The 25,640-nt window shown below is 74.4% G+C and carries 24 protein-coding genes; 15 read left to right on the top strand and 9 right to left on the bottom strand.

Annotated elements, in window-relative coordinates:
• Positions 1 to 133 precede the first annotated feature (133 nt).
• Positions 134 to 448: a hypothetical protein gene (locus tag AC068A_RS08015; RefSeq protein ID WP_478582297.1), complete on the bottom strand. Its 315-nt coding sequence runs from the start codon at positions 446 to 448 to the stop codon at positions 134 to 136.
• An 88-nt stretch (positions 449 to 536) separates the two neighbouring features.
• Between AC068A_RS08015 and yczR the strand changes: the two genes are divergently transcribed.
• Entirely contained in the window at positions 537 to 2,024 is a 1,488-nt protein-coding gene (gene yczR, locus AC068A_RS08010; RefSeq protein WP_478582295.1) for a MocR-like transcription factor YczR, read from the top strand.
• Positions 2,025 to 2,073: 49 nt separating this feature from the next.
• Here yczR and AC068A_RS08005 read toward each other — a convergent pair whose 3' ends face one another.
• Both AC068A_RS08005 and AC068A_RS08000 read right to left on the bottom strand, forming a co-directional pair.
• Positions 2,074 to 2,703, bottom strand: coding sequence for a response regulator (locus AC068A_RS08005; protein WP_478582292.1), 630 nt, complete (start codon positions 2,701 to 2,703; stop codon positions 2,074 to 2,076).
• A complete protein-coding gene (locus AC068A_RS08000; RefSeq protein WP_478582290.1) occupies positions 2,700 to 3,971 on the bottom strand; it encodes a sensor histidine kinase in 1,272 nt (423 codons plus the stop codon). Before AC068A_RS08000 ends, AC068A_RS08005 begins: the two co-directional genes overlap by 4 nt.
• Before the next feature lie 134 nt (positions 3,972 to 4,105).
• Between AC068A_RS08000 and AC068A_RS07995 the strand changes: the two genes are divergently transcribed.
• Both AC068A_RS07995 and AC068A_RS07990 read left to right on the top strand, forming a co-directional pair.
• Positions 4,106 to 5,200, top strand: a complete 1,095-nt coding sequence (locus AC068A_RS07995; protein ID WP_478582288.1) for an ABC transporter permease — start codon at positions 4,106 to 4,108, stop codon at positions 5,198 to 5,200.
• Positions 5,197 to 5,970 (top strand): ABC transporter ATP-binding protein, encoded by a 774-nt coding sequence (locus AC068A_RS07990; RefSeq protein WP_478582285.1) that lies wholly within the window; start codon positions 5,197 to 5,199, stop codon positions 5,968 to 5,970. The genes AC068A_RS07995 and AC068A_RS07990 overlap by 4 nt, the downstream gene beginning before the upstream one ends.
• Here the strand turns inward: AC068A_RS07990 and AC068A_RS07985 are convergent.
• Together AC068A_RS07985 and AC068A_RS07980 are read right to left on the bottom strand one after the other, a co-directional pair.
• On the bottom strand, positions 5,937 to 7,451 hold the full coding sequence (locus AC068A_RS07985) for a hypothetical protein (RefSeq protein WP_478582282.1): 1,515 nt from the start codon (positions 7,449 to 7,451) through the stop codon (positions 5,937 to 5,939). The genes AC068A_RS07990 and AC068A_RS07985 overlap by 34 nt on opposite strands.
• A 377-nt stretch (positions 7,452 to 7,828) precedes the next feature.
• Positions 7,829 to 8,632 (bottom strand): IclR family transcriptional regulator, encoded by an 804-nt coding sequence (locus tag AC068A_RS07980; protein WP_478582279.1) that lies wholly within the window; start codon positions 8,630 to 8,632, stop codon positions 7,829 to 7,831.
• 330 nt (positions 8,633 to 8,962) lie between these two features.
• On the opposite strand from AC068A_RS07980, the gene allB reads away from it, so the two are divergent.
• Both allB and alc read left to right on the top strand, forming a co-directional pair.
• Positions 8,963 to 10,303, top strand: coding sequence for an allantoinase AllB (allB, locus tag AC068A_RS07975; protein WP_478582277.1), 1,341 nt, complete (start codon positions 8,963 to 8,965; stop codon positions 10,301 to 10,303).
• A gap of 2 nt (positions 10,304 to 10,305) precedes the next feature.
• The gene (alc, locus tag AC068A_RS07970) at positions 10,306 to 11,427 is read left to right on the top strand and encodes an allantoicase (RefSeq protein WP_478582274.1); all 1,122 of its coding nucleotides are present in this window, start codon (positions 10,306 to 10,308) and stop codon (positions 11,425 to 11,427) included.
• 272 nt (positions 11,428 to 11,699) lie between these two features.
• Here the strand turns inward: alc and AC068A_RS07965 are convergent, their stop codons facing one another.
• Positions 11,700 to 12,923, bottom strand: coding sequence for a helix-turn-helix domain-containing protein (locus tag AC068A_RS07965; protein WP_478582271.1), 1,224 nt, complete (start codon positions 12,921 to 12,923; stop codon positions 11,700 to 11,702).
• Positions 12,924 to 13,077: 154 nt separating this feature from the next.
• Between AC068A_RS07965 and AC068A_RS07960 the strand changes: the two genes are divergently transcribed.
• Together AC068A_RS07960 and AC068A_RS07955 are read left to right on the top strand one after the other, a co-directional pair.
• Positions 13,078 to 13,410: a DUF6415 family natural product biosynthesis protein gene (locus tag AC068A_RS07960; protein ID WP_478582268.1), complete on the top strand. Its 333-nt coding sequence runs from the start codon at positions 13,078 to 13,080 to the stop codon at positions 13,408 to 13,410.
• Between the two features lie 269 nt (positions 13,411 to 13,679).
• Positions 13,680 to 13,883 (top strand): GNAT family N-acetyltransferase, encoded by a 204-nt coding sequence (locus AC068A_RS07955; RefSeq protein WP_478582265.1) that lies wholly within the window; start codon positions 13,680 to 13,682, stop codon positions 13,881 to 13,883.
• Here AC068A_RS07955 and AC068A_RS07950 read toward each other — a convergent pair whose 3' ends face one another.
• Positions 13,884 to 14,615 (bottom strand): SDR family oxidoreductase, encoded by a 732-nt coding sequence (locus AC068A_RS07950; RefSeq protein WP_478582262.1) that lies wholly within the window; start codon positions 14,613 to 14,615, stop codon positions 13,884 to 13,886.
• Positions 14,616 to 14,723: 108 nt separating this feature from the next.
• The gene (locus AC068A_RS07945; protein ID WP_478582259.1) at positions 14,724 to 16,424 is read right to left on the bottom strand and encodes a serine/threonine-protein kinase; all 1,701 of its coding nucleotides are present in this window, start codon (positions 16,422 to 16,424) and stop codon (positions 14,724 to 14,726) included.
• A 189-nt stretch (positions 16,425 to 16,613) separates the two neighbouring features.
• Between AC068A_RS07945 and AC068A_RS07940 the strand changes: the two genes are divergently transcribed.
• The 3 genes from AC068A_RS07940 to AC068A_RS07930 all read left to right on the top strand — a co-directional run bounded on the left by AC068A_RS07940 (position 16,614) and on the right by AC068A_RS07930 (position 19,640).
• Positions 16,614 to 17,234: a dihydrofolate reductase family protein gene (locus tag AC068A_RS07940; protein ID WP_478582256.1), complete on the top strand. Its 621-nt coding sequence runs from the start codon at positions 16,614 to 16,616 to the stop codon at positions 17,232 to 17,234.
• A 201-nt stretch (positions 17,235 to 17,435) separates the two neighbouring features.
• Positions 17,436 to 18,404 carry a DMT family transporter gene (locus AC068A_RS07935; protein WP_478582253.1) on the top strand — a complete coding sequence of 323 codons (969 nt, stop codon included), beginning with the start codon at positions 17,436 to 17,438 and terminating at the stop codon, positions 18,402 to 18,404.
• 48 nt (positions 18,405 to 18,452) lie between these two features.
• Complete coding sequence (locus AC068A_RS07930; protein ID WP_478582250.1) at positions 18,453 to 19,640, top strand: cytochrome P450 family protein; 1,188 nt, start codon at positions 18,453 to 18,455, stop codon at positions 19,638 to 19,640.
• A 60-nt stretch (positions 19,641 to 19,700) separates the two neighbouring features.
• On the opposite strand, the gene AC068A_RS07925 is transcribed toward AC068A_RS07930, so the two are convergent.
• On the bottom strand, positions 19,701 to 20,705 hold the full coding sequence (locus AC068A_RS07925) for a Gfo/Idh/MocA family protein (protein WP_478582247.1): 1,005 nt from the start codon (positions 20,703 to 20,705) through the stop codon (positions 19,701 to 19,703).
• A 206-nt stretch (positions 20,706 to 20,911) separates the two neighbouring features.
• On the opposite strand from AC068A_RS07925, the gene AC068A_RS07920 reads away from it, so the two are divergent.
• Genes AC068A_RS07920 through AC068A_RS07900 form a run of 5 tightly spaced genes read left to right on the top strand, consistent with a single transcriptional unit; the run spans position 20,912 to position 25,625 of the window.
• Positions 20,912 to 21,943 carry a sugar ABC transporter substrate-binding protein gene (locus tag AC068A_RS07920; RefSeq protein WP_478582244.1) on the top strand — a complete coding sequence of 344 codons (1,032 nt, stop codon included), beginning with the start codon at positions 20,912 to 20,914 and terminating at the stop codon, positions 21,941 to 21,943.
• A complete protein-coding gene (locus tag AC068A_RS07915; RefSeq protein ID WP_478582241.1) occupies positions 21,940 to 23,022 on the top strand; it encodes an ABC transporter permease in 1,083 nt (360 codons plus the stop codon). Before AC068A_RS07920 ends, AC068A_RS07915 begins: the two co-directional genes overlap by 4 nt.
• Positions 22,989 to 23,864, top strand: a complete 876-nt coding sequence (locus tag AC068A_RS07910) for an ATP-binding cassette domain-containing protein (protein ID WP_478582239.1) — start codon at positions 22,989 to 22,991, stop codon at positions 23,862 to 23,864. Before AC068A_RS07915 ends, AC068A_RS07910 begins: the two co-directional genes overlap by 34 nt.
• Positions 23,865 to 23,880: 16 nt before the next feature.
• Entirely contained in the window at positions 23,881 to 25,041 is a 1,161-nt protein-coding gene (locus AC068A_RS07905; RefSeq protein ID WP_478582237.1) for an ROK family glucokinase, read from the top strand.
• Positions 25,038 to 25,625 carry a hypothetical protein gene (locus AC068A_RS07900; protein ID WP_478582234.1) on the top strand — a complete coding sequence of 196 codons (588 nt, stop codon included), beginning with the start codon at positions 25,038 to 25,040 and terminating at the stop codon, positions 25,623 to 25,625. The genes AC068A_RS07905 and AC068A_RS07900 overlap by 4 nt, the downstream gene beginning before the upstream one ends.
• Positions 25,626 to 25,640: the final 15 nt, after the last annotated feature.

Below are 25,640 nucleotides of genomic sequence, written 5' to 3'. Positions count from 1 at the left end.
CACACCCCCCCCCCCCCCCCAACACCCCCCCCCCCTCTCTCTCAGCAAAATCCCTCCGGTCGGCGGTCGGGGGGTTTTTGTCTCCTCCCCCCCCCCCCCCCCCCCCCCCCGGCCGCCAGCAGCAGCCCGGCGATCACCGGGCGGGAGGACTGCCCGGACCGAAGGGAGCGGCCGGGGACGTCGGGGACATCGGGGAGGCCGGGGAGGGGACCGGCGGGGGAGTTGGCTGGCATGGCAGCGATTCTCGCCCCCGGACCGGGCCCGTGGTGTGCGGCGGCCGGGCGAGGATGCGCCACAGGGTACGCCGCAGCGAGGCGAGCACTGCGCCGGGCCGCAGCGGCTCGCAGACCCGGTTCTCGACGGCTGCCGCCAGCGCGCGCTCGTCCCGGTCCGTGAGGACCGGGGGCGGGGTGGTCTGCGCGGCGAGCGGGGTCCGGACGGCGTGCATCGGGAATCTCCTTGCCAGTCAGGGGCCAATGCGGCGAGTCTGGACCCTTGATTGGCCTGGCGGGCAGAGCCAATCGGGGGAGGTTGGCATGGCAAGCGGGCGAGTGGTCCGGACGGCGGACAGGACGATCGGCAGCCGCGCCCTCGCGGCGCTGCTGCCCGCCGAGGTACGGTCCCGCCCCGGCTACCGGTCCCTCGCCGAAGCCGTGCGCAGCCTGGTCCTCGACGGCCGCATCCCCCTGCACGTACGGCTGCCCGCCGAACGCGAGCTCGCCGAGGCGCTCGGCGCCAGCCGGGCCACCGTCACCGCGGCCTACGACCTGCTGCGCGAGAGCGGCTACTGCCGCAGCCGACGGGGCTCCGGCACCTGGACCGAACTGCCCGACGGGCACGGCCCGGTCGGCACCCACCTGCTGGACGCGGCCGCCGCCCACCGCACCGAGCGGGACGGCGGCATCGACCTCGCCATCGCCGCCATGGGCGCCCCCGAGGACAACCTCGCCGAGGCCCTCGCCCGGGCGGCAGCCCGGCTCCCCGCCCTCGCCCGCGACCCCGGGTACCACCCCTTCGGGTTGCCCGAGCTGCGCCGCGCCGTCGCCGACCGGTTCACCCGGCGGGGGCTGGCCACCCGCCCCGAGCAGATACTCGTCACGGCCGGCGCCCAGCAGGCCTTCGTTCTCGTCGCGAGCCTGCTCTGCCAGGCCGGCGACCGCGTCGTGACGGAGAACCCGACCTACGCCAACGTCCTCGACGCCCTGCGGCACGCCCGCCTGCGCACCGTGCCCGTCGCCGTCTCCGACGCGGGCTGGGACATGGAGACCGCCGAGTCCACGCTGCGCCAGACCGTGCCGAGGCTCGCCTACACGATCCCGGACTTCCACAACCCGACGGGCGCGCTGATGCCGCCCGAGCAGCGGCTGCGGCTGCTGTCGGCGACCCGCCGGACCGGTACCTGGCTGGTGGTCGACGAGACCACCGCCGACATCGCACTCGACGTCCCGGCCCCGGAGCCGCTGGCCTCGCTGGCGCCGCGGGGCGCGGCGGACCACGTGGTGACGATCGGCTCGCTCAGCAAGACGCACTGGGGCGGGCTGCGGGTGGGCTGGATCCGGGCCGCGGAGAAACTGGTCACCGAGCTGGCCTCGGTGCGGGTGGCGGCCGACATGACCGGCTCGGTGCTCGACCAGCTGGTCGCGCTGCCCCTGCTGGAGAGCGCGGAGCGGACCCTGCCCACCCGCCTCGCGCAGCTGCGGGACCAGCGCGAGGCCCTCGTACGGGCGCTCCAGCGGCACACCCCGGAGTGGTCCTGGCGGGTTCCGCCGGGCGGGATGTCGCTCTGGGTGGACCTGGGCGCGCCGGTGAGCTCGGCGCTGGCGGAACGGGCCGCCGCCGGCGGGGTGCACATAGGGCGCGGCGCCCGCTTCGGAGTGGACCCGGGCACCTTCGAGCACCGGATCCGGATCCCGTACACGCTGCCCGCGGACCACCTGGAGGAGGCGGTACGCCGCCTCGCCGCGGCCTGCCACGACGGCGCGCCCCTGGCCCCGTCGGTGGAGCGGCCCCACTGGGTGGCCTAGCCACGGCGGCCCGGCGGCCCGGCCGCCGGGTGCACGGCGTCCCGGCGGCCTACGGGGTGCGGATGAGGCGGCGGGTGGCGGCCGCGGCCACCGCCGCGGTACGGGAGTCCACGCCGAGCTTGGCGTAGACGTGCACCAGATGGGACTTGACCGTGGCCTGGCTGAGGAAGAGCCGCTTCGAAATCTGCTGGTTCGACAGGCCGTCCGCCACCAGCTGGAGCACCTCCAGCTCCCGCTTCGTCAGCGCCTGCGCGGGCGTCCGCATCCGGTCCATCAGGCGCAGCGCCACCGCCGGGGCCAGCGCCGACTGGCCGGCCGCGGCCGTGCGCACGGCCGCCGCCAGCTCCTCCGGCGGGGCGTCCTTGAGCAGGTAGCCCGAGGCGCCGGCCTCGACCGCCGCGAGGATGTCCGCGTCCGTGTCGTACGTGGTCAGCACCAGCACCCGGGGCGCCCCGGGCCGGGCGGTGATCTCCGCGGTCGCCGCCGAGCCGTGCATGCCCGCGCCGAACTGGAGGTCCATCAGGACCACGTCGACCTGCCCGCCGGCGGCCAGCTCCACGGCACGCTCGGCGGTCGCCGCCTCCGCGACCACCGTGAAGTCCGGTTCCGTGTCCAGCACCGCGCGCAGCCCGGCCCGCACCACCGGGTGGTCGTCGGCCAGCAGCAGTCGGATCGTCATCGGGAGGCCTCCGGGTGGTCCGCGGCACCGGCGGTGTCCGCAGCGCTTGCGGCGTCTGCGGCGTCTGCGGGCAGCGGCAGGGTGACGGCCACGGCGGTGCCCTGGCCCGGCGCGGACTCCACGGTGAACAGCCCGCCCAGCGTCTCGGCCCGCGCCCGCATCGCCGGCAGCCCGAAGCCTCCGTCGCCGGAGGGGGCGCTGGCCGGTTCGAAGCCGGCCCCGTCGTCCACGACGTCCAGCGTCACCGAGGTGTCCATGAAGGTCAGGGTGATCTCGGCGCGTCCGGCCCCGGCGTGCCGCACCACATTGGCCAGGGCCGACTGCGCGATCCGCAGCAGGGCCACCTCGTACGGGGTGGGCAGCTCCCGCGGGGTGCCGCTGACCGAGAACCGGGCCTGCGGCGCCGAGGCGCACAGCCGCTCCAGCGCCGCGGCCAGCGAGCCCTGTTCCAGGTCGGGCGGGGTCAGCGCCCGCACGAACCGGCGCGCCTCGGCGAGGTTGTCCTGGGCGGCCTCCCGGGCGCGGCCGATGTGCTCCAGCGCCGGGGCGAGCCGCGGGTCCCGCTCGGGCAGCGCCCGCTCGGCGGCCCGCAGCAGCAGTTGGATGGAGGACAGCCCCTGGGCCAGGGTGTCGTGGATCTCCCGGGCCAGCCGCTCCCGCTCCGCCATGGTCCCGGCGTCGCGCTCGGCCGCGGCCAGCTCGGCCCGGGTGGTGATGAGCTCCTCGATCAGCTCGCGGCGGCGTTCGCTCTCCCGGTACAGCGCCTGGTAGCCGAGGACGGTCGCGACGGCCACGGCGGCGCCGAGCAGCGGCCCGAGGAAGGCGCCCGGCGTCACGGTGCCGCTGTGGGCGAGGAACGAGCCGATGGCCGCGCAGGCGGTCACGGCCACGGCCGCGATGCCCCAGCGCAGCCGCAGCAGGTGCAGCTCCAGGAAGTACAGCGGGAACGCGATCCACAGCCCGTCCGGGGACAGCACCAGCAGCCCCGCCCACACCGCGCCGAGCGCCGCGAGCCACACCCCCGCGGCCGCGGCCGATCCGCGTACGACGGGGGAGCGGGCGCCGGCCCCGTACACCGCGGCCAGCAGGGCGCAGACGGCGACCACCGCGCCCGCCGAGGGAACGGAGTCGGCGACGGCCCGCCCCGCGGCGAGCACGAGCAGGGCGACCAGCAAGGCGTGCAGGCACACCCGCAGGACGCGGGAGACCGGGGTGAAGGGGGTGCGAGGGGTGCGGGGGGTGAGGGGGCGGGAAGGTGACGCGTTCATGGCCCGACCAGGGTATGCGGGTCCCGGGCGGGCCCGGTCAATCGAAAGTTTGATGTCGGGATGCGTCCTTCGATACCAGGATCGCTCCCGTGGCGCGATGCCCGGCGGGCATGGGGGAGACCAAGGTGGGGGGCATGTTCGTCGCTTGGAGAGATCTGCGGTTCGCGAAGGGCCGCTTCGCGCTCATGGGCTCGGTGGTCCTGCTGATCACCCTGCTGGTCGGCTTGTTGTCCGGGCTCACCGCCGGCCTGGCCCGGGAGAACGTCTCGGCCGTCACCGGCCTGCCCGCCACCCACCTGGCCTTCGCCGAGCCGCCCGGGGACCAGAAGGTGTCGTTCACCCGTTCCCAGGTGTCGCAGAAGGCCTGGCAGGCCTGGCGGGACCGGCCCGGCGTGGGGTCGGCGCAGCCGCTCGGCATCCGGACCACCAACGCCGCCGCGGGTGAGCGCACCGCCGCCGTGTCCGTCTTCGGCGTGGACCCGGCCGGCCCGCTGGCGCCGCCCGCCGCCGGCCTGGGCCAGGGCCGGGTGGTCCTCGCCGAGAAGGCCGCGAAGGAGCTCGGGGGCCTCACCCCCGGCTCCCGGCTGAAGATCGGCCCGCTCGAACTGGCCGTGGCCGCCGTCTCCGGGACCGCCGCCTACAGCCACACCCCGGTCGTCTGGATGGACCTGAACGACTGGCAGCACATCGGCAACCCCGGCACCTCCCTCGACACCGCCGCGACCGTCGTCGCCCTGGACGCGCCCGACGCGTCCGGTGCCGCACTCGCCGCCGGCGACGCCGCCGCGGGCACCCGGGCCCAGACCATCGACGAGGCCCTCGGCGCCATAGGGTCCTACCAGGCCGAGAACGGCTCGCTCCAGCTGATGCGCGGCTTCCTCTTCGCGATCTCCGCCCTCGTCATAGGGGCCTTCTTCACCATCTGGACCATCCAGCGCGCCGGCGACATCGCCGTCCTGAAGGCGCTGGGCGCCTCCACCCCGTACCTGCTGCGGGACGCCCTCGGCCAGGCCGTGGCCATGCTGGCGATCGGCACCGGGCTCGGCACCGCGCTCGCGGCCGGCATCGGCGCGCTGATCAGCGGCGGCGACGTGCCCTTCGTCCTCGACGCCGCGACCGTCCTGGCACCCGCCGCGATCATGATCGTGCTCGGTGCGCTGGGCGCGGCCCTGTCCATCCGGCGGATCACCGCCGTCGACCCCCTGACCGCGCTCGGGAGCGCCCGATGACCCTCCTCGTCCACGACGTCACGCTCACCTACCCGGACGGCGAGAGCCGGCTGACCGCCCTCGACAAGGTCTGCCTGGAGGTGGCCGCGGGCACCCTGACGGCCGTGGTCGGGCCCTCCGGCTCCGGCAAGTCCAGCCTGCTCGCGGTCGCCGCCACCCTGGTCACCCCCGACTCGGGGCGGGTGGAGGTGGCCGGGCAGGACACCACGGTGCTCTCTCCCGCGCAGCAGGCGGCCCTGCGCCGCGAGAAGATCGGCATCGTCTTCCAGCAGTCCAACCTGCTGGCCTCGCTGACCGCGGCCGAGCAGCTCCAGGTGATGGCGCACCTGTCCGGCCGCCCCTCGAAGGCCCTGCGCCGCCGGGCCTTGGAGCTGCTGGACGCCGTCGGCATGGCCGACAAGGCGGACAAGCGTCCGCACCAGCTGTCCGGCGGCCAGCGCCAGCGGGTGAACATCGCGCGGGCCCTGATGAACGAGCCGGCGGTGCTGCTGGTCGACGAGCCCACCAGCGCCCTGGACCACGAGCGCGGCGCGGCCGTCCTGGACCTGCTGGTCACCCTCACCCGGCAGCGCGGCACGGCGACGGTGCTGGTCACCCACGACCGGGCCCACCTGGAGCGGATGGACCGCACGGCGACGATGACGGACGGCCGCCTCACGGTGGCCGCCCCGGCCGGCGGCCCGACGGCCGGCGCCACAGCCGCAGCGGCCGCAGCGGCAGCCGCCTCCGCCGCCGCTCAGCCGGCGGGGCGCGCCGACGGCGCGAGGTAGGCCCGCCAGTGGCGCTCCCCGGGCAGGTCGGGCAGCGGGTGGGGCCGCCAGCCCCGCGCCCACGGCGGCGCGGCGGCGCCGTCCACGACCAGCACGGCCGTGGGCAGCCGGGCCGCGAGGGCGGTGAGGCCCGCGGCGCTGATGCTGCCGTCGTGGCCGCCGTACACCTGGCGCGAGGCGCAGCCCGTGCGGTACGCGACCCGGACCGCCTCTTCGCCGCTGACGACGCACGGCGGCCGTACGCCCCGGCGGTGCAGCTCGGCCGCGACGGCGGTGAAGGCGGTACGCATGAGCCGGCTGCGGTCCGCCAGCGTGGCCGTGAGCAGCAGCTGGAGCGCGAGGTGCCCGGCCAGGGCCAGGCACAGCGCGGTACGGACGAGCAGGCGGCCGCGGGCCGGGCGCAGCAGCCGGGCCAGGCACAGCGCGGCGGGCAGCGCGAGCAGGGCGTACGCGGGCAGCAGGAAGCGCGGGGCGGCGTACCCGACCATCAGCAGGTAGGGCGCGGCCAGGGACAGTCCGGCCGCGGTGGCCGCCAGGACCGGCCGCAGCAGCTCCGTGCCGCGGTACGCGGCGACCAGCCCGCCCGCGACCAGCAGGGGCAGGGCGAGCCACCACAGCCCGGTGACCGGCTGGCTCCACGGCCCCTCGCAGGGGCGGCACAGGGTGCGGCCGCCGAGGGCGCGCAGGTGGTCCCAGAAGGCGGGGTGCCAGCCGAGCCCGCCCTGGATCTCGCCCGCCCGGTGCAGCCGGGCCAGGACGCCCCCGTGGCCCAGGTGCGCCTCGACCAGCCACGGCGCCGAGCCGGCCAGGGCGCCGGCCACGAGCACGGCGGGCAGGGCGGGCCGCCGCCAGGCCGGAACGGCCGCCGCGGCGCAGGCCAGGGGCAGGACCAGCCAGAAGGCGTCGGCGGGACGCATCAGCGCGGCGAGCGCCACGGCGGTGCCCGTCCCGGCGAGGGCGAGGCGGTCCGAGCGGTCGGCGGCGGCGCGCAGGAAGCAGCCGACGGCGGTCAGCGCCGCGAAGGCCACCCAGAGGTTGGGCATGGCCTGGGGCCCGTACGTCAGGGTGGGCCACAGCCCGGCGAACAGCAGGCCGGCGAGGGCGAGCACGGGGGCGGGCAGCAGCCGGCGCCACACCCACAGCGCGAGCAGCAGGGCGGCCGCCGCGAGCAGGGCCAGGTAGATCCGCAGCGCCAGGACGGAGGACGTGACGGCTGCGACGGGGGCGACGAGGTAGCTGATCCCGCGGGCGCGCGGGGCACTGAAGAAGGCGGCCGGGGCGTCCCGGGCGACCTGGCTGACGTACACGGTCTCGTCCCAGCCGAGGCCGGTGCCGGGTACGGCCAGGAGCAGTTGGGCGAGGGCGTAGACGGCGGCGACGGGCGCCAGCCATGTCAGGTCGCGCCGGCGTGCCGCCGGGTCCGCGGGCGGTGGGCGCAGGGCGCGCCCCGGCAGGGGCGCCGTGAGGGAGTCGCGGGCCATGGGCGGACCTCGGGGACCTCGGGGGAGACGCGGGCAGGTGCGCACCACGCTGCCCCGGCCGTCCCGGCCCCGCCACACGAGCCGTGCACCCGGCCCAACGCCGCCCGAACCCGGCCCGCCCCCGCCAGGGGCGCGGGGAACCGCGCGCCCGGCCACACAACACCCGCACGGCCCAGCTCACGGAGATGACGCCCCCCAGGGGCGCGGGGAACTGCGCGCTCAGCCAGTCACGGCCCGGGCCCGGCGCCCGGCCCGACGGCCGCGGTGCTGCCCGCCCGGCAGGGGCCGTCCCGGCATGCCGGTGCCCCGCCGGGTGGTTCCGGCGGGGCACGTCGGGCAGGAGGCTCGGGCTCGGCGAGGCCCCGCAGGGCCCCGGCTCAGGCGGGGCTCTGGGTCTGGAGCGCCACCGACAGCTCGGCCGCCACGTTCTGGAGGATCGGCACGATCGACGCGGTCAGGTCCTCGGTGACCCGGCCGGCCGGGCCCGAGATGGAGATCGCGGCGGCGGTCGGCGAGTTCGGCACCGACACGGCGAGGCAGCGGACCCCTATCTCCTGCTCGTTGTCGTCGACCGCGTAGCCCAGCTTGCGGACCTGCTCCAGGGCCTCGAGGAAGCCCTCGGGGGTGGTGATGGTCTTCTCGGTCGCGGCCGGCATGCCGGTGCGCGCGAGCAGGGCCCGTACCTCCTCGGCCGGGGTGTGGGCGAGCAGGGCCTTGCCGACGCCGGTGGAGTGGGGCAGGACGCGGCGGCCCACCTCCGTGAACATGCGCATGGAGTGCTTGGAGGGCACCTGGGCGACGTAGACGATCTCGTCCCCGTCGAGCAGGGCCATGTTGGCCGTCTCGCCGGTCTCCTCGACCAGCCGTGCGAGGTAGGGCCGCGCCCAGGTCCCGAGCAGGCGGGAGGCGGACTCGCCGAGGCGGATCAGGCGGGGGCCGAGGGCGTACCGCCGGTTGGGCTGCTGCCGTACGTAGCCGCACGCGACGAGCGTGCGCATGAGACGGTGGATGGTCGGGAGCGGCAGGCCGCTGGCGGTGGACAGCTCGCTGAGACCGACCTCGCCACCCGCGTCGGCCATGCGTTCGAGCAGATCGAAGGCGCGCTCGAGGGACTGGACGCCACCGCCGCCGGCGGTGGGCTTGGCGGAAGCGTCGGTGGTGCTGGCGCTGGACGTCGGCACGGCGCGGTCCTTTCGGTGCAGGCAGGCAAGGAAGCAGCCTACCGGTCGGCCGGCATCGGCCCCAGTGTCGGGGCGGTGCCGTCCTCGCCGGTCAGAGTGGGTTCGGCCGGTGGCGGAGGTGCTCGGGAAGTTACCGGGCCGGCCCGCCGTGGCGATAGCTACATTTTGGATGGTGAAATCTTAATTCCATGTCGTGGAAACATCCAAGTGCGGCCCCCGGCGTGTCGGTGCACCGTCCGGACACTCTTGACTGGGCCCCGGATCGACATGAAGACTCCGTCAACAGAACGTTGAATTTCGCTCTGTGGAAGTAGATGGGGAGGTTCCGGCGTGTCCGACGACGTGGAACTGGTACTGCGCTCGACTCGCGTCATCACCCCCGGGGGAACGCGCGCCGCTTCGGTCGCCGTCGCCGCCGGGAAGATCGTCGCCGTCCTGCCGCACGACGCCGAGGCCCCGGCCGGCGCCCGCGTCGAGGACTTCGGCGACGACGTCCTGCTCCCCGGCCTGGTCGACACCCACGTCCACGTGAACGACCCGGGCCGCACCGAGTGGGAGGGCTTCTGGACGGCCACCCGCGCCGCCGCGGCGGGCGGCATCACCACGGTCCTCGACATGCCGCTGAACTCGCTGCCGCCCACGACCACCGTGGACCACCTGCGCATCAAGCAGGACGTGGCCCGCGAGAAGGCCCACGTCGACGTCGGCTTCTGGGGCGGCGCCCTGCCCGACAACGTCAAGGACCTGCGCCCGCTGCACGACGCCGGGGTCTTCGGCTTCAAGTGCTTCCTCTCCCCGTCCGGCGTCGACGAGTTCCCGCAGCTCGACCAGGACCAGCTGGCCGCCTCCCTCGCGGAGATCAGCGGCTTCGGCGGCCTGATGATCGTGCACGCCGAGGACCCCCGCCACCTCGACTCCGCGCCGGTCGTACCCGGCCCGAAGTACGCCGACTTCCTCGCCTCCCGCCCGCGCGACGCCGAGAACACCGCGATCGAGAACCTGATCGCCCAGGCCCGGCGGCTGAACGCCCGCGTGCACGTCCTGCACCTGTCCTCCGGCGACGCGCTGCCGCTGATCGCCGCCGCCAAGGCCGAGGGCGTGGCGGTCACCGTCGAGTCCTGCCCGCACTACCTGACCCTGACGGCCGAGGAAGTGCCCGACGGCGCCAGCGAGTTCAAGTGCTGCCCGCCCATCCGCGAGGCCGCCAACCAGGACCTGCTGTGGGACGCGCTCGCCGACGGCACCATCGACTGCATCGTCTCCGACCACTCGCCCTCCACCGCGGACCTCAAGACCGCCGACTTCTCCACGGCCTGGGGCGGCATCTCCTCCCTCCAGCTGGGCCTGCCCGCCATCTGGACCGAGGCACGCAGGCGCGGCCGCACCCTGGAGGACGTCGTCCGCTGGATGTCCGCCGCCCCCGCCCGCCTGGCGGGGCTGGACCGCAAGGGCGCCATCGAGGCCGGCCGCGACGCCGACTTCGCGGTCCTGGCCCCCGAAGAAACGTTCACTGTGGACCCGGCCGAGCTCCACCACCGCAACCAGGTCACGGCGTACGCGGGCAGGACCCTGTACGGCGTCGTGAAGTCCACCTGGCTGCGCGGGCGGAAGATCGCCGACCACGGCACCCCGTCCGAGCCCACCGGCCTCCTCCTCGAAAGGCAGAACTGACCGTGGCAGCGATCCCTTCCTTCACCGGCAACGCGAACCCGTACGGGGGCGGCGACCCGTACGCCGACTACCGCACGGCCGAGTTCCCGTTCACCCAGTACGCGAACCTCGCCGCCCGTGAGCTGGGCGCCGGTGTCATCGCCGCCAACGACGAGTTCTTCGCCCAGCGCGAGAACCTCCTGGTCTCCGAGGCCGCGCACTTCGACCCCGAGGACTTCGGGCACAAGGGCAAGGTCATGGACGGCTGGGAGACCCGCCGCCGCCGCGGCGTCTCCGCCGAGCAGCCCTGGCCCACCGCCGAGGACCACGACTGGGCCCTCGTACGCCTGGGCGCCCCCGGCGTGATCCGCGGGATCGTCGTCGACACCGCCCACTTCCGCGGCAACATGCCGCAGGCCGTCTCCGTCGAGGGCGTCAACTGGGAGGGCGCGCTCGCCCCCACCCCCGAGGAGCTCCTCGGCGACGACGTCAAGTGGACCACCCTCGTCCCGCGCACCCCGGTCGGCGGCCACGCCGCCAACGGCTTCGAGGTGGACGTGGAGCAGCGCTTCACGCACCTGCGCGTCAACCAGCACCCCGACGGCGGCATCGCCCGCCTCCGCGTGTACGGCGAGGTCCTCCCGGACCCGGAGTGGCTCCGGGCCCTCGGCTCCTTCGACGTCGTGGCCCTGGAGAACGGCGGCGCCGTCCAGGACGCGTCCAACCGCTTCTACTCCCCGCCGGCCAACACCATCAACCCGGGCCGCTCCCGCAAGATGGACGACGGCTGGGAGACCGCCCGCCGCCGCGACAACGGCAACGACTGGATCCGCTACCGGCTGGTCGCCGAGTCGGAGATCCGCGCCGTCGAGATCGACACCGCCTACCTCAAGGGCAACTCGGCCGGCTGGGCCTCCCTGTCGGTCAAGACGGGCGAGGAGGGCGAGTGGACGGAGTTCCTGCCCCGCACCCGCCTCCAGCCCGACACCAACCACCGCTTCGTGCTGGACACCCCGGCGGTCGGCACCCACGTCCGGATCGACATCTTCCCCGACGGCGGCTTCTCCCGGCTGCGCCTGTACGGCTCCCTGACGGAGACCGGCGCGGCCGCGCTCGCCGCCCGCCACCAGGAGCTCGGCGGCTGATCCGGTGGCGGGGCGGCCGACGCCGCCCCGCGTAAGACTCCCTGAGGCCGAGATCCTCGGGGACCACTGGGGTCCCCGACCGCCCCCGGACAGCCCGCGAGGCGCACCGGAGCATCCCGACCCGGCGCGCCCCGTCGGCGTTCCCGGGCCCGCGAGGCCGACTCCTGGTTTCCCGGGCCGCGAGGCCGACTCCTGGCTCCGACTACCTGCATCGCCTGAACAGCACTGCCCCCTCTCGCCTTCGGGCGGGAGGGGGTGCCTTCGCGCGTTCTTCAGTCGAGTTCCGCAAGCATGTCCACCAGGGCCCGGCCTTCCGGGGCACCCTTCCGGAGCAGCAGGCCGCCCACCTTGTGCAGCTCGCCCCACGCGTGGGGCCGACCGACCTCGGAGGCATCGGTGAGGATGCCGGTTGCAGTCGTCAAGGCTGCTTCTGGTTCCCCAGCGCCCGCATATGCGTGGGCAAGGCACGCCCCGTACCAGGCGCGGTCACGGCGGAACCCGGTGGCGAACCCGGCCAGGCCGTCCGTCAGGTTCCTGATCGCGTTCGGCCAGTCCCTCAGGTGCAGGTCGGCCATGCCGCGCTGTGCCGCGAACCAGGGCTCATCGTAGAAGTACAGCCAGGGCGGGACGTCGACGGCGTTTGCGATGATCAGCTGCGCTTCATCGAGGCGACGGTACGCCGAGTCTCTGTCTCCGTCGAGGGCATGGCCTCGGCCGGCCATCTGTACGGCCATGGCTCGGGTTCCGTCGCTCGCCCCCTCCGTCGAGGCCGCGGCCTCCCCGAGGCGGATGGCGCGCCGGGCGCGGCCCTGGGACCAGGCGAGGTGGGCTTTCATGCTCATGGTGGTGGCGGCCATGTCGCCGTACCCGGATTCGAGGGCCCAGTCGTAGGAGCGGTCGAACCAGGCCAGTGCCAACGCCGCGTTGTCCTGGTCCTGGGCCATCCACGCGAGGAACTGCGCGTACTCGGCCATCACCTTCACGAGCCTGTCGGCGAGCGGGCCGCGCGCCTGCTCGTAGAGTCCGGCCACAGCTTCGAACTGCTTGGTCACCACCGCGTTCATGACCCGCGAGCCGAGGGTGTCCTCGGCCCGGCGGTGCTCCGCCAGCAGGCGTTCCATCGCGGCGAGCGAGGATGCGTCCAGCCGCATCCCGGACGCGGTGACCCGCTCCAGGCGCTCGGTTTCCGGATCGGTCACCAGGCCGCCCGGCAGGGCCAGCGAGGGCAACGGCATCCCGGCGCCCGCTCCACCAAGGAGTTCGGCCGGGATGCGGAGGCCATCGATGATGCGCTGCCGGACCTCAACGGAGGTCACCGCGCGCCGCCTGTTCTCGATCGCGGAGATGTCCGGCTGTGCCAGGCCGACGAGGGCACCGAGCTTGCTCTGGCTACTGCGGGTCGCCTTCCGCCACCTCTTCAGCAGCGTCGGCCAGTCCTCCGTTGCTGCGGCTGCGCGTAGGTCGGGGTGTACCCATACGTCCAACTCCGGCTCCATCCTTGGAATATAGGACGGCCCTATAGGGCCCGGCAGTGGATTGGGCCGACAGTCAGCCGACATGGTGGTTGCACAGCAGGGGCGCACGCCGGTGCCAAGGGCGCACTCGCCAGTCCTGCTCTATCACCCGCTGACGACGGTAGGGAGCCCCGGCATGGGCACGTTGCAGGACCAGACAGAAGCGACCGCCCTGATCGCCCGAGCGCTCGCCCCGTACGGGGATCGGCCCGGCCCGGAGGGCGTCGCGGCGCTCACCGACAGCCTGATCACGTGCGGGCAGAGGCTCCACGATGCTCTCTCCGGGACACCTTCGGGGCAGCGCCCCGTCGGGGCGTTCGAGGCCCTCGCTGAGTGGGAGTACTTCGCGGCGGTCGGCCCGCTGGGGTCCGGCCCCCACGCGAACTGGAACCACGCCCGCGGCCTCGCCAGGATCATCCGGCAGCTCATGCGCGCACTGGAGCACCCGGCCGAGGCGAGCGCGTCGTGACCCGGCGCGTCCTCGAAGGCCTGTACGTCGTCGTCCTGCTCGCGATACTCGGCCTGCTCGTCGCCGGCATCGCGCGCGCCTGAGCCCCGACCCCACCCCTCGCCCCCAGCCGGGGCTACTCGCGTACCAGGTGCGAGGGGGGACGCCGATCGCGTCGGCGATGGGATCGGGGAGGCGGGGAGGCCCTGCAGCGGTACACAGCCGTCCCGGCCGTCGCCGAGTGGCTCGACGCGTACCGCACCACCACGGTCAGCAGCCAGGAGGAGAAGTTGACCACCCCCAGCACCGGCACGGACGCGGTGATCCGCGCCCACGGGCCGGGCCGGGTCCCCGCCCTGCTCGCCCTGCCCACCAACGACCGCGGCCGCCGGCTCTACTCCAGGCTGGGCTACGAGTACGCCGGCCCGTACCGCAGCACCCCCGACGGCCCGGTGTTCGACCTGCTCCTGCTCCGTGTCGGACCGGTCCCCTGACTATGCCGCGTGGCCGCCGTCCACGGAGAACTCGGCGCCGGTCACGTACGCGGCCTGCTCGCCCGCCAGGAACGCGACCACCGCCGCGACCTCCTCGGGCCTGCCGAACCGCCCCAGCGCCGTCAGGTCGCTCTGCGCCTTCGCGAACGGGCCGTCGGCCGGGTTCATGTCGGTGTCCACCGGCCCGGGCTCCACGAGGTTCGCCGTGATGCCGCGGCCGCCGAGCTCGCGGGCCAGCGCCCGGTTCAGGCCGGCCAGCGCCGCCTTGCTCATCGTGTACAGGGTGCCGCCCGGACCCGGGACCCGGCGGGCCATGCAACTGCCGATGGTGATGATCCGGCCGCCCGCGCCCATCCGTTCGGCCGCGGCCTGGGCCGCCAGGAACGCGCCGCGCACGTTGACCGCGAGCACCCGGTCCACATCGGCCAGGGTCAGCTCGGCCAACGGGCGGATCACCCCGATGCCCGCGTTGTTGACCAAGACGTCGAGCCGGCCGAGGGCGTCGGCGGCCCACTCGACGGCGCCCGCCGCCTCGCCCGCGTCCCCGGCATCGGCGCGTACGGCGTATGCCCGGCGTCCCAGCTCCTCGATCCGCCGCACCACCTCGGCCGCCCCCTGCTCGTTCCCGGCGTAGGTGATCGCGACGTCCGCGCCCTCCTCGGCCAGCCGCAGCGCGATCGCCGCGCCGATGCCCCGGCTGCCGCCGGTGACCACAGCGGTCCTGCCGTTCATGGCCCCTCCTCGTTGTTGGTTGCCTGTTCAACGAGTCCCATGGAAGCGGGGCGGCCGGGCCGGTGCTGGCGGGAATCCGACCTGGCGTTCCGCGCGGCCGGGGAGCCGTCAGGAGGCCCGCCAGACCGTCATGTCCGCGGTGAGGAAGCCGGGTACCCGCGGCACCGCCGCCGTCGACTTCGTCTGGACCACCAGCAGCGCGATGTCCCCCGAGGGGTGCTTGACGCAGATCTCGCTGCCGGCCGCGACCGCGGCCAGCGGCAGCCGGCGCTGCTCGGCGTCGCCGAAATCGGCACGGCCGAGGAGGGCGCGGCAGTCCTCGAAGGAGGCACCCTGCTTGGCGAACGCCAGGTTCATCACGCTGGTATCGCTCACCAGGGAGCAGGCACCCTCGTACTTGCCCCCGTCGCAGGTGAAGCGGATGTCGCCCTTGGTGTTCTCCTGCCGCGTGGGCTCCTTGATGTTCACCGACGTCTTGTCGTCCAGCCACTGCTGTGTGTACGCAGTCGGCTTCGGCGGCCCGGACTTGTTCGCCTGGGGCTGCGACGGGCCCGACGTCCCGCCGCCTGCGGTGCTGCTGCCGTCGCCGCTGCCCGTGCCCTTGCCGGTGCCCGTGGCCGTTCCGGGTGCGCCGGACGCCGGGCCGCCCCCCGCCGATGCGCCCGGCTTCGTGCTGTCCGATGCCGTCCTGGCCGAGGACCGGTCGCGGTACGCGTCCAGGGCGTTCGAGATGGTCCAGGCTCCTGCGCCCAGGGCCACCGCGCCGACCACGGCCACGGCCGCGATCAGCGCCCTGCGCCGGCGGCGGGCCTTCTCCTCCTCCGGCCCGGCCGGTTTCGTCGTCAGCGCCGGCGGCGCCCAGGGCGAGGGCGGGGCCGCCAGCGTACGGACCGGGGTGGGGTCCGCCACCGGAGCCGGGATCTCCACCTCCGGGCCCGTGATCTCCCGCCACACGGCCGGGCCGCCGCCTGCGTCGGCGTCCCCGCCCAGCCGCTTCCGGCACCACTCCACGATCTCCGCGGGGGTGGCCCGGTCGGCCGGATCGGCGGCCAGGCACCGGCTGATCAGCGGACGCAGCGCCTCCGGCACCGCCTCCAGGTCGGGCTCCTCGTGCACGATCCGGTACAGCACGCTGACCGAGGGGCCGTCGCCGTACAGCGGCCGGCCCAGGGCCGCGAACGCCGCCGTCTGCCCCAGTGCGAACACGTCGGTGGCCGCCGTGACCTCCGCCCCGGACGCCTGCTCGGGGGCCATGTAGGTCGGCGTGCCGACCGCAGCGCCGGTGGTCGTGTGCCGGGTGATGCCCGAGGCCAGCGAGATGCCGAAGTCGATCACACGCGGCCCGTCGGCGGCCAGCAGCACGTTCGACGGCTTCATGTCGCGGTGCACGATCCCCGCGTCGTGGATGACCTGCAGCGCCTCGGCCACGCCCGCCACCAGCCAGAGCACGGCCGGCACCGGCAGCGGTCCGCGCCGGGCGACGGCGTCGGCGAGCGAGGGACCGGGCACGTACAGCGTGGCCAGCCAGGGCGGCGTGCCCTCGGCGTCGGCATCGATCAGTTCGGCCGTGTAGGCGCCCCGCACCCGGCGCGCCGCCTCCACCTCCCGGTGGAAACGCCGGCGGAAGGCGGGGTCCCCGGCCAGCTCCGGCCGGACCACCTTGATCGCCACCGGGCGGCCGCCCTGGGTGTGCGACAGGTAGACCCGCCCCATGCCGCCCGCACCGAGCCGGGCGGCGAGCCGGTAGCCCGCCACCACCTGCGGATCATCCGCCTGGAGCGGCTGGAACACCTCGGCCGCGCTTCTCATGGGTCTTCCCCCCTGCTGTTCCGCCGATCAACAGATGAGTTGATCAACGAGAGAGCTTAAGCGGCGGGCGGTGGCGCGAATCCGAGGGGAGTCCGTGCGCGCCGCGGCGACGAGTCCGGGGCGGAGCGGGAGTCTGAACCGGTGCAACGGCGGCAGCCGCAACCGACCGCGATCCAGGAGCGCAGAGCCATGGGCAAGCTGACCCTCACCACCTTCCTCACCCTCGACGGCGTGATGCAGGCCCCCGGCGGACCGGACGAGGACCGCCGCGGCGGGTTCGAGTACGGCGGCTGGGTGGTGCCGTTCTTCGACGACGCCGCGGGCGAGTTCATCAACGAGACCTTCGACCGGGCCGGGGCGTTCCTGCTCGGGCGCCGGACGTACGAGATTTTCGCCGCGTACTGGCCGCAGAAGACCGACCCGGCGGACCCGATCGCGAGCCGGCTGAACAGTCTGCCGAAGTACCTGGCCTCGACCACCATCAAGGACCCGGAGTGGGCCGGCACCACCGTCGTCGACGGAAACGAGCTCCAGAGCGAGGTCGTACGGGTCAAGGACGCCCTGGAGGAGGGCCGGGAGCTCCAGGTGCACGGCAGCGGGCTGCTCGCCCAGTGGCTGCTGGCGCGGGACCTGGTGGACGAGATGAACCTGCTGGCGTTCCCCGTCTACCTGGGCGGCGGACAGCGGCTGTTCCCGACCGGCGGGCTGCCGACGGCCTGCGAGCTGGCCTCCTCGCGCACGACCCCGAACGGGATCGCCATCCACACCTACCGGCCGACGGGCCGCGCCTCCTTCGGCTCCTTCGACTGACACGGACGGGCGGGGGAGGCGGGGACGGGGTGACCGGGTCGGGGCGCGGGAACGGGATGCCACGGGATGCCGGCCCCACCCACGTCCGGCCCCGCCCCCGCAAAGCGATCGACCGGCATGATCGGCTCCGGTACGGTGGGGCCGCCCCCGTGCGAGCCGCCGAAGTCTCCACCCGCCCCCAGCCGTTGGAGACGAACCCCGGTGCCGCCGTCCCCCCTCCTCGACCGCCCCGCCGCCGCTGCCGCCCCCGCTGGCCGCGCCGCCCGCCTCACCCGCCGCGCCGACCTGCCCGTGCTGGCCGTCGCCGTGGTGTGGGGCGGCAGCTATCTCGCCGCCAAGGGGATCACCGCCGCCGACACCGTGATCGCCGTGCTCGTGCTGCGCTTCGCCCTCGTCCTGCCCGTGCTCGTCGTCGCCGGATGGCGGCGGCTGCGCGCCCTCACCCGCCGCCAGCTGCGCGGCGCGGGCCTGCTGGGCCTCGTCCTCGGCGGGGTCTTCGTCCTGGAGACGTACGGCGTCGTCCACACCTCGGCCACCAACGCCGGCCTGATCATCAGCCTCACCATGATCTTCACCCCGCTCGCCGAGGCCGCCCTCGCGCGGCGGGCCCCGTCCGGGGCGTTCCTCGCCGCCGCGGGCCTCTCCGTCGCCGGGGTCGTGCTGCTCACGCAGGGGGCCGGGTTCACCGCGCCCGGCCCCGGTGACCTGCTCATCCTCGGGGCGGCCCTCGCCCGTACCGTGAACGTGCTGCTCACGGCCCGGATGGCGGCCGTACGGGATGCCGACTCGCTGTCCCTGACCACCGTTCAGCTCGGCGCCGCCGTCCTGGTCTTCGCCGTCCTGGCCGCCCTGCCCGGCACCGGCGCGACCCCCTGGGCGGCGGCCGCCGCCTTCGGCCCCGCCGAATGGGCCGGACTCGCCTTCCTCTCCCTCTGCTGCACCCTGTTCGCGTTCTTCGTACAGATGTGGGCCGTACGCCGCACCTCGCCCTCCCGCGTGAGCCTGCTGCTGGGCACCGAGCCGCTGTGGGCGGCCGTCGCCGGCATCGCGCTCGGCGGCGAGCACCTCGGTCCGGCCGGCCTCGCGGGCGCCGCCCTCATCCTGGCCGGCACCGCCTGGGGCCGCCGCGCCGCAGCCGCCCGAACGGGCCGGGTCCGGGCCCGGGAGTGACCGGAAACCGCCGGGCCAGAGGATCAACTGCCGCCGTAGGGTGGCCACATGCCTCAACCGGACATCAGTGGGAACTCCCCGGACTTCCGCGCCGACCCGTACCCCTTTTACGCCGGGCTGCGGGCCGCCGGCCCCGTCCACCCCGTCGGGGTCTCGGCACCGGAGTACGAGCCCGGCTGGATCGTCGTCGGCCACGAGGAGGCCCGGCAGGCCCTGAACCACCCGGACCTGTCCAAGGACTGGAGCCGCAGCCTGCCGGACGTCGCCCGCACCGCGGCCAACCTCAACATGCTGGAGTCCGACCCGCCCCGGCACACCCGGCTGCGCCGCCTGGTCGCCCGCGAGTTCACCACCCGCCGCGTCGAGGCCCTGCGCCCCCGCGTCCAGCAGATCACCGACGAGCTCATCGACGCGATGGCCGCCCGGCCGCAGCGCACCGCCGACCTGGTCGAGGCCGTCGCCTTCCCGCTGCCCATGACGGTGATCTGCGAGCTGCTCGGCGTCCCCGACCTGGATCGGGACCGTTTCTCCTACTGGTCCAAGGAGGTCGTCGCCCCCTCTGGCGACACCCCGGACATGCAGGCCCACCGGGAGCTGAGCCTCTACCTCGGGGAGCTCGTCGCGAGCAAGGCCGAGGACCCCGGGGAGGACCTGCTGAGCGCCTTGATCCGCACCCGGGACGAGGACGGCGACTCGCTCTCCCCGGACGAGCTGATCGGCATGGCCTTCCTGCTGCTGATCGCCGGCCACGAGACCACCGTCCACCTCGTCGCCAACGGCATCCGCGCCCTGCTCGCCCACCCCGACCAGCTCGCCGACCTGCGCGCCGACTACGACGGCCTCCTCGACGGGGCGGTCGAGGAGGTGCTCCGCTACGACGGCCCCGTGCAGAACGCCACGTACCGCTACGCCCGCCGGGACGTGGAGCTCGGCGGCACCGCCATCCCGGCCGGGGCCACCGTCCTGGTCTCGCTGGCCGCCGCCGACCGCGACCCCGGCCGCTACCCGGCCCCCGACACCTTCGACATCCGGCGCGCCCCGCAGGGCCACCTCGCCTTCGGCCACGGCCTGCACTTCTGCCTCGGCGCCCCGCTGGCCCGGATGGAGGGCCGGATCGCGATCCGCGGCCTGCTGGAACGCTTCCCCGGCCTGGCCGAGGACCCCGACGCCGGTCCGCCGGTCTGGATCGGCGGAAGCCTGATGCGGGGCGTGACCCGGCTTCCGGTGCGCTGGTAGCGGCGGCCCATGCGCCCCCGCGTCCGGCCGTCACGGGTCCGGCCGTCACGGGTCCGGCCGTCACAGGTCCGGCAGCTCCGCCATGGCCACCCGGCGGCGCTCCCGCCGCGACAGCTCGCAGGCCTCCGCCACCCGCAGCGCGGCCAGCGCCTCCCGGCCGTCGCAGGGGTTGGGGCCCTCGCCGCGGACCAGCCGGACGAACGCCGCGATCTCGGCCTCGTACGCCGGGGCGAACCGCTCCAGGAACCCCGCCCACGGCTTGGCGGCCGGGGGCGGGCCGTGCGGTTCCGTCGAGGCGATCGGCGTACGGTCGTCCAGCCCGGAGGAGACCTGGTCGAGCTCCCCGGCCAGCTCCATCCGCACGTCGTACCCGGCCCCGTTGCAGCGCGTGCCCGTACACGTCACCAGGGTGGAGTCGTCCAGCGTCAGCACGGCCGCCGCCGTGTCCACGTCACCCACCTCGCGGAACCGCGCCGGGCCGGCGTCCGAGCCGGTCGCGTACACGTCCGCCACCTCCCGCCCGGTCACCCAGCGGATCATGTCGAAGTCGTGCACCAGGCAGTCCCGGTACAGGCCCCCGGACGCCGCCAGGTACGCGGCGGGCGGCGGCGACGGATCGGCGGTCATCGTCCGTACGGTGTGCAGCCGGCCCAGCGCTCCGGAGCGCACCAGCTCCCGCGCGGTCCGGTAGCCCGCGTCGAAGCGGCGCATGAAGCCCAGCTGGAGCACGCCGTCCGCGGCGGCCACCTCGCGGAGCACCGCCAGGGTCCGGGGCAGGTCGGCGGCCAGCGGCTTCTCGCAGAACACCGGCAGCCCGCCGCGGACGGCCCGCAGCACCAGCTCCGCGTGCCCGTCGGTGGAGCAGGCCACGACGACGGCGTCCACGCCCCAGGTGAAGACCTGGTCCACGGAGGGCGCGGCCGTGGCCCCCAGCCGGTCGGCGAGCCGTACGGCCCGCGCGGGATCGGCGTCGGCGAGCAGGAGCGAGCCGGCGTCCGGGCGGCGGGCCAGTGCCGCCGCATGGAAGGAGCCGATCCGCCCTGTTCCGATCAGCCCGATGCGCATGCACTCAACCTGGCCCGCCCGGCGGAGGCTGTCAATCCGCATGACGGCAGCCGGAGGGCCCGGAGGCCTCGGGAAGCCCCCGATGGCCTCACATGCGCCACTGTGGCGGATACTGGGCGGCTGAAACCGGAATGACCGCTTTGATATCGGCGGACCGGACCGCAGGGGTGCGGACCGCGCAAGAGCGGACCGCAGAAGAGCACGGTATGAGGGAAGGGCGCGCAGACGTGGCCAGGACAGGGACAGGGGTACGCGTCGTGGGCGCCGTGCTCGCGGCGGTACTGGGGGCCTCCCTCGCGGGCTGCAGCAGCACGGGCGGCAAACGCGCCGAGGAGCGGGCGAAGGCCGCCGCGGCGGGCCGGCCCGCCGTGTCCACCCCCCGCTGGACCTTCGCGATGATCACCCACGCGGGCGACGGGGACACCTTCTGGGACATCGTCCAGAAGGGCGCCAAGGAGGCCGCCGCCAAGGACAACATCAACTTCGTCTACGCCCACGACGACCAGGCGCAGCAGCAGGCCCAGTTCGTGCAGAACGCCATCGACCAGAAGGCCGACGGCATCATCGTGAGCCTCGCCAAGCCCGAGGCCCTCAAGGACGTGATCGGCAGGGCCGTCAAGGCCGGCATCCCGGTCATCACCGTCAACTCCGGCTCCGCGCAGTCGGCGGAGTACGGCGCCCTGACCCACATCGGGCAGGACGAGCAGGTCGCGGGCGAGGCCGTCGGCACCGAGCTGACCAAGCGCGGCCGCACGAAGACCGTATGCGTCCTGCACGAGCAGGGCAACGTCGGACACGAGCAGCGCTGCGCCGGAGCGAGGAAGACCTTCGGCGGCACCATGGAGAACCTGTACGTCGAGGGCACCAACATGCCCGCGGTCCAGGCCGCCGTCCAGGCCAAGCTCCAGGCCGACCCGTCCGTCGACGCGATCCTCACCCTCGGCGCCCCCTTCGCGCCGACCGCCGTCAAGGCCAAGGAGGCCGCGGGCAGCAAGGCCGAGGTGGACACCTTCGACCTGAACGAGTCCGTCGCCCGCGACCTCAGGTCCGGGGCCCTCGGCTTCGCCGTCGACCAGCAGCCCTACCTCCAGGGCTACGAGGCCGTCGACCTGCTGTGGCTCCACCGCTACAACGCGGACGTGCTCGGCGGCGGCCGCCCGGTGCTCACCGGGCCGCAGATCGTCACCGGCGCCGAGGCCGCCAAGCTGGAGGAGTACATCAAGCGGGGCAGCCGATGACCGCGCTCGCCCCCGCTCCGGCACCCGGCCCGGCGCCGGCCCCGGGCTCCGGCTCCGGCTCCGGCGACGAGCGGCTCGTGCCCGCCTCCCTGCTGCGCCGCCTGCTCGGCCGCCCCGAGCTGGGCGCGGTCGCCGGCGCCGCCGCCGTCTTCGTCTTCTTCTCCTTCGCCGCCCCCAGCTTCCTCCAGACCTCCAGCCTCAGCACGATCCTGTACGCGGCCTCCACCATCGGGATCATGGCGGTCCCGGTGGCGCTGCTGATGATCGGCGGCGAGTTCGACCTCTCCGCCGGCGTCATGGTCACCACCGCGGCCCTGGTCAGCTCGATGTTCAGCTACCAGATGACCGCCAACGCGTGGGTCGGCGTCGGGGTGTCCCTGCTGGTCACCCTGGCCATCGGCTTCTTCAACGGGTTCATGCTGACCCGCACGAAGCTGCCGAGCTTCATCATCACGCTCGGCACCTTCCTGATGCTCACCGGCCTCAACCTCGGCTTCACCAAGCTGATCGGCGGCACCGTCTCCACCAAGAGCGTCTCCGACATGGAGGGCTTCCCCTCCGCCCGCGCGCTCTTCGCCTCCCAGTGGACCGTGGGCGCGGTCACCCTCAAGGTCACCATCCTGTGGTGGGTCGCCCTGGTCGCCGTCGCCACCTGGATCCTCCTGCGCACCCGCGCCGGAAACTGGATCTTCGCGGTCGGCGGGTCGGCGGACGCGGCCCGGGCCGTGGGCGTCCCGGTCGTGAAGACCCGGATCGGCCTCTACATGGGAGTCGCGCTGTGCGCCTGGATCTCCGGGCAGCACATCCTCTTCTCGTACGACGTCGTCCAGTCCGGCGAGGGCGTCGGCAACGAGCTGCTGTACATCATCGCGGCCGTCATCGGCGGCTGCCTGCTGACCGGCGGCTACGGATCCGCGATCGGCGCGGCCGTCGGCGCCTTCATCTTCGGCATGACCAGCAACGGCATCGTCTACGCCCAGTGGAACCCGGACTGGTTCAAGTTCTTCCTCGGCGCGATGCTGCTGCTGGCCGTGCTGCTCAACGCATGGGTCCGCAAGCGGGCGGAGGCACGGGCATGAGCACGCCCCTCGTGAAGCTGACCGGCGTCGGCAAGTCCTACGGCACCATCCGCGCCCTCCGGGACGTCTCCCTGGAGGTCTCCGCCGGCGAGATCACCTGCGTCCTCGGCGACAACGGCGCCGGCAAGTCCACCCTCATCAAGATCATCGCGGGGCTGCACCGGCACGACGCCGGCACCTTCGAGATCGAGGGCGAGGAAACCGCCCTCGCCAACCCGCGCGCCGCCCTCGACCGCGGGATCGCCACCGTCCACCAGGACCTCGCCGTCGTCCCGCTGATGCCCGTCTGGCGGAACTTCTTCCTGGGCTCCGAACCCACCCGGGGCCGCGGCCCCTTCCGCCGCCTCGACGTGGACCTCATGCGCGCGACCACCCGCGCCGAGCTGCTGCGCATGGGCATCGACCTGCGCGACGTCGACCAGCCGATCGGCACCCTGTCCGGCGGCGAGCGGCAGTGCGTGGCCATCGCCCGCGCCGTCCACTTCGGCGCGAAGGTCCTCGTCCTCGACGAGCCCACCGCCGCCCTCGGCGTCAAGCAGTCCGGTGTGGTCCTCAAGTACGTCGCGGCCGCCCGCGACGCCGGCCTCGGCGTGGTCCTCATCACCCACAACCCGCACCACGCCCACCTGGTCGGGGATCGCTTCGTCCTGCTCAAGCGCGGCACCATGGCAGGCAGCCACACCCGCGGCTCGATCACCCTCGACGAGCTCACCCGGCAGATGGCCGGCGGCTCCGAGCTGGACGAACTGAGCCACGAGCTGGAGCGAGTGGCAGAATCGGACCGGCACCCCGCATCCGACGCCGCCGCAGACGGCACCGCACACGGCACCACCGCACCCTGAGGGACGACACGACTCGATGAGCACGTACCGGGACTTCACGCTCACCCACCGGGGGTCGGCGCGGGGCACCGTCCTGCGGACCATCGGGACCCGTGAGCGCCGGTCGCACCTGACCGCCCCGCGCGTCCCCACGGTCGGCATCGACATCGGCGGCACCAAGGTCATGGCGGGCGTCGTCGACGCCGACGGCGTGATCCTGGAGAAGATCCGGACCGAGACCCCCGACAAGTCCAAGAGCCCCAAGGTCGTCGAGGACACCATCGTCGAGCTCGTCCTGGATCTGTCCGACCGGCACGACGTCCACGCCGTGGGCATCGGGGCGGCCGGCTGGGTCGACGCCGACCGCTCCCGCGTCCTCTTCGCCCCCCACCTGGCCTGGCGCGACGAACCGCTGCGCGACGCCCTCCAGTCCCGCCTCGCGGTCCCGGTCATGGTCGACAACGACGCCAACACCGCCGCCTGGGCGGAATGGCGCTTCGGCGCCGGCCGCGGCGAGGACCACCTCGTCATGATCACCCTCGGCACCGGCATCGGCGGCGCCATCCTCGAGGGCGGCCAGGTCAAGCGGGGCAAGTTCGGCGTCGCCGGCGAGTTCGGCCACATGCAGGTCGTCCCCGGCGGCCACCGCTGCCCCTGCGGCAACCGCGGCTGCTGGGAGCAGTACAGCTCCGGCAACGCCCTGGTGCGCGAGGCCCGCGAGCTGGCCGCGGCCGACTCCCCGGTCGCGCACGACATCATCGCCCGGGTCGGCGGCAACATCCCCGAGATCACCGGACCGCTGATCACCGAGCTCGCCCGCGAGGGCGACGCCATGTGCGTCGAGCTGCTCGAGGACATCGGCCAGTGGCTCGGGGTGGGCATCGCCAACCTCGCCGCCGCCCTCGACCCCTCCTGCTTCGTCATCGGCGGCGGCGTCAGCGCCGCCGACGACCTGCTGATCGGCCCCGCCCGGGACGCCTTCCGACGCCACCTCACCGGCCGCGGCTACCGGCCCGAGGCCCGCATCGCCAAGGCCCAGCTCGGGCCCGAGGCAGGCATGGTCGGCGCCGCCGACCTCGCCCGGCTCGTCGCCCGCCGCTTCCGCCGCGCCACGCGCCGGCGCGTCGAGCGGTACGAGCGCTACGCGCAGCTCGGCCGGCGCGCCACCCCACGCCCCGAGGACCAGGAAACGCAGTGACACCCCCCACCCTGCCCCGCCCGGCGTCCGCCACCGACGAGGCGGCGTCGCCGGCCCCGGCCGAGGACCGCAAGCGCGTCGTCCGCCGCCGCTGGATCACCGCCATCATCATCCTGCTGCTGATCGGCGTGCCCGCGGGCTACCTCGCCGTCTCCGCCCAGCAGAGCCGCGCCAGCGGCCGCGACAAGGCCGCCAAGGTCGGCGCGACCAAGGTGCGCCCCGGCTGGCCCTCCCGGGTGCAGCGCAGCATCTACGACGTCCCCATCCCGCTCAAGGCCTGGCGGGTGGGCTTCCTCGAGACCAACAACTGGCACACCAGCCGGCTGTACGTGCAGTTCGCCGTCACCCCGGCCGAGCTGGACGCCTTCCTCGCGAGCCTCGGCACCAGCCGCTCCGCGCTGACCCCCGAGGTCTCCATCTCCGCGCACGACGCCGCCGTCGCCGGCTGGAGCTGGGGCCCGTCCAACAGCTGGTACGGGACCACCCTGGAGCAGCCCGAACCGCGCCCCACCCGCGATGTCACCGTCGACCTCACCGACCCGGCCAAGCCCCGCGTCTACGTGGTCTCCACCGCCGTCCCCTAACCGCCCGGCCCGGGC

Source organism: Streptomyces sp. NPDC043854 (assembly GCF_056436005.1).
This window is presented reverse-complemented; position numbering and strand designations above follow the sequence as displayed.

Coding starts and splice junctions, on each gene's coding strand:
- AC068A_RS08015 (WP_478582297.1), bottom strand. CDS start 448: ATGCACGCCGTCCGGACCCCGCTCGCCGCGCAGACCACCCCGCCCCCG.
- yczR (WP_478582295.1), top strand. CDS start 537: ATGGCAAGCGGGCGAGTGGTCCGGACGGCGGACAGGACGATCGGCAGC.
- AC068A_RS08005 (WP_478582292.1), bottom strand. CDS start 2,703: ATGACGATCCGACTGCTGCTGGCCGACGACCACCCGGTGGTGCGGGCC.
- AC068A_RS08000 (WP_478582290.1), bottom strand. CDS start 3,971: ATGAACGCGTCACCTTCCCGCCCCCTCACCCCCCGCACCCCTCGCACC.
- AC068A_RS07995 (WP_478582288.1), top strand. CDS start 4,106: ATGTTCGTCGCTTGGAGAGATCTGCGGTTCGCGAAGGGCCGCTTCGCG.
- AC068A_RS07990 (WP_478582285.1), top strand. CDS start 5,197: ATGACCCTCCTCGTCCACGACGTCACGCTCACCTACCCGGACGGCGAG.
- AC068A_RS07985 (WP_478582282.1), bottom strand. CDS start 7,451: ATGGCCCGCGACTCCCTCACGGCGCCCCTGCCGGGGCGCGCCCTGCGC.
- AC068A_RS07965 (WP_478582271.1), bottom strand. CDS start 12,923: ATGGAGCCGGAGTTGGACGTATGGGTACACCCCGACCTACGCGCAGCC.
- AC068A_RS07960 (WP_478582268.1), top strand. CDS start 13,078: ATGGGCACGTTGCAGGACCAGACAGAAGCGACCGCCCTGATCGCCCGA.
- AC068A_RS07950 (WP_478582262.1), bottom strand. CDS start 14,615: ATGAACGGCAGGACCGCTGTGGTCACCGGCGGCAGCCGGGGCATCGGC.
- AC068A_RS07945 (WP_478582259.1), bottom strand. CDS start 16,424: ATGAGAAGCGCGGCCGAGGTGTTCCAGCCGCTCCAGGCGGATGATCCG.
- AC068A_RS07940 (WP_478582256.1), top strand. CDS start 16,614: ATGGGCAAGCTGACCCTCACCACCTTCCTCACCCTCGACGGCGTGATG.
- AC068A_RS07930 (WP_478582250.1), top strand. CDS start 18,453: ATGCCTCAACCGGACATCAGTGGGAACTCCCCGGACTTCCGCGCCGAC.
- AC068A_RS07925 (WP_478582247.1), bottom strand. CDS start 20,705: ATGCGCATCGGGCTGATCGGAACAGGGCGGATCGGCTCCTTCCATGCG.
- AC068A_RS07920 (WP_478582244.1), top strand. CDS start 20,912: ATGAGGGAAGGGCGCGCAGACGTGGCCAGGACAGGGACAGGGGTACGC.
- AC068A_RS07915 (WP_478582241.1), top strand. CDS start 21,940: ATGACCGCGCTCGCCCCCGCTCCGGCACCCGGCCCGGCGCCGGCCCCG.
- AC068A_RS07910 (WP_478582239.1), top strand. CDS start 22,989: ATGGGTCCGCAAGCGGGCGGAGGCACGGGCATGAGCACGCCCCTCGTG.
- AC068A_RS07905 (WP_478582237.1), top strand. CDS start 23,881: ATGAGCACGTACCGGGACTTCACGCTCACCCACCGGGGGTCGGCGCGG.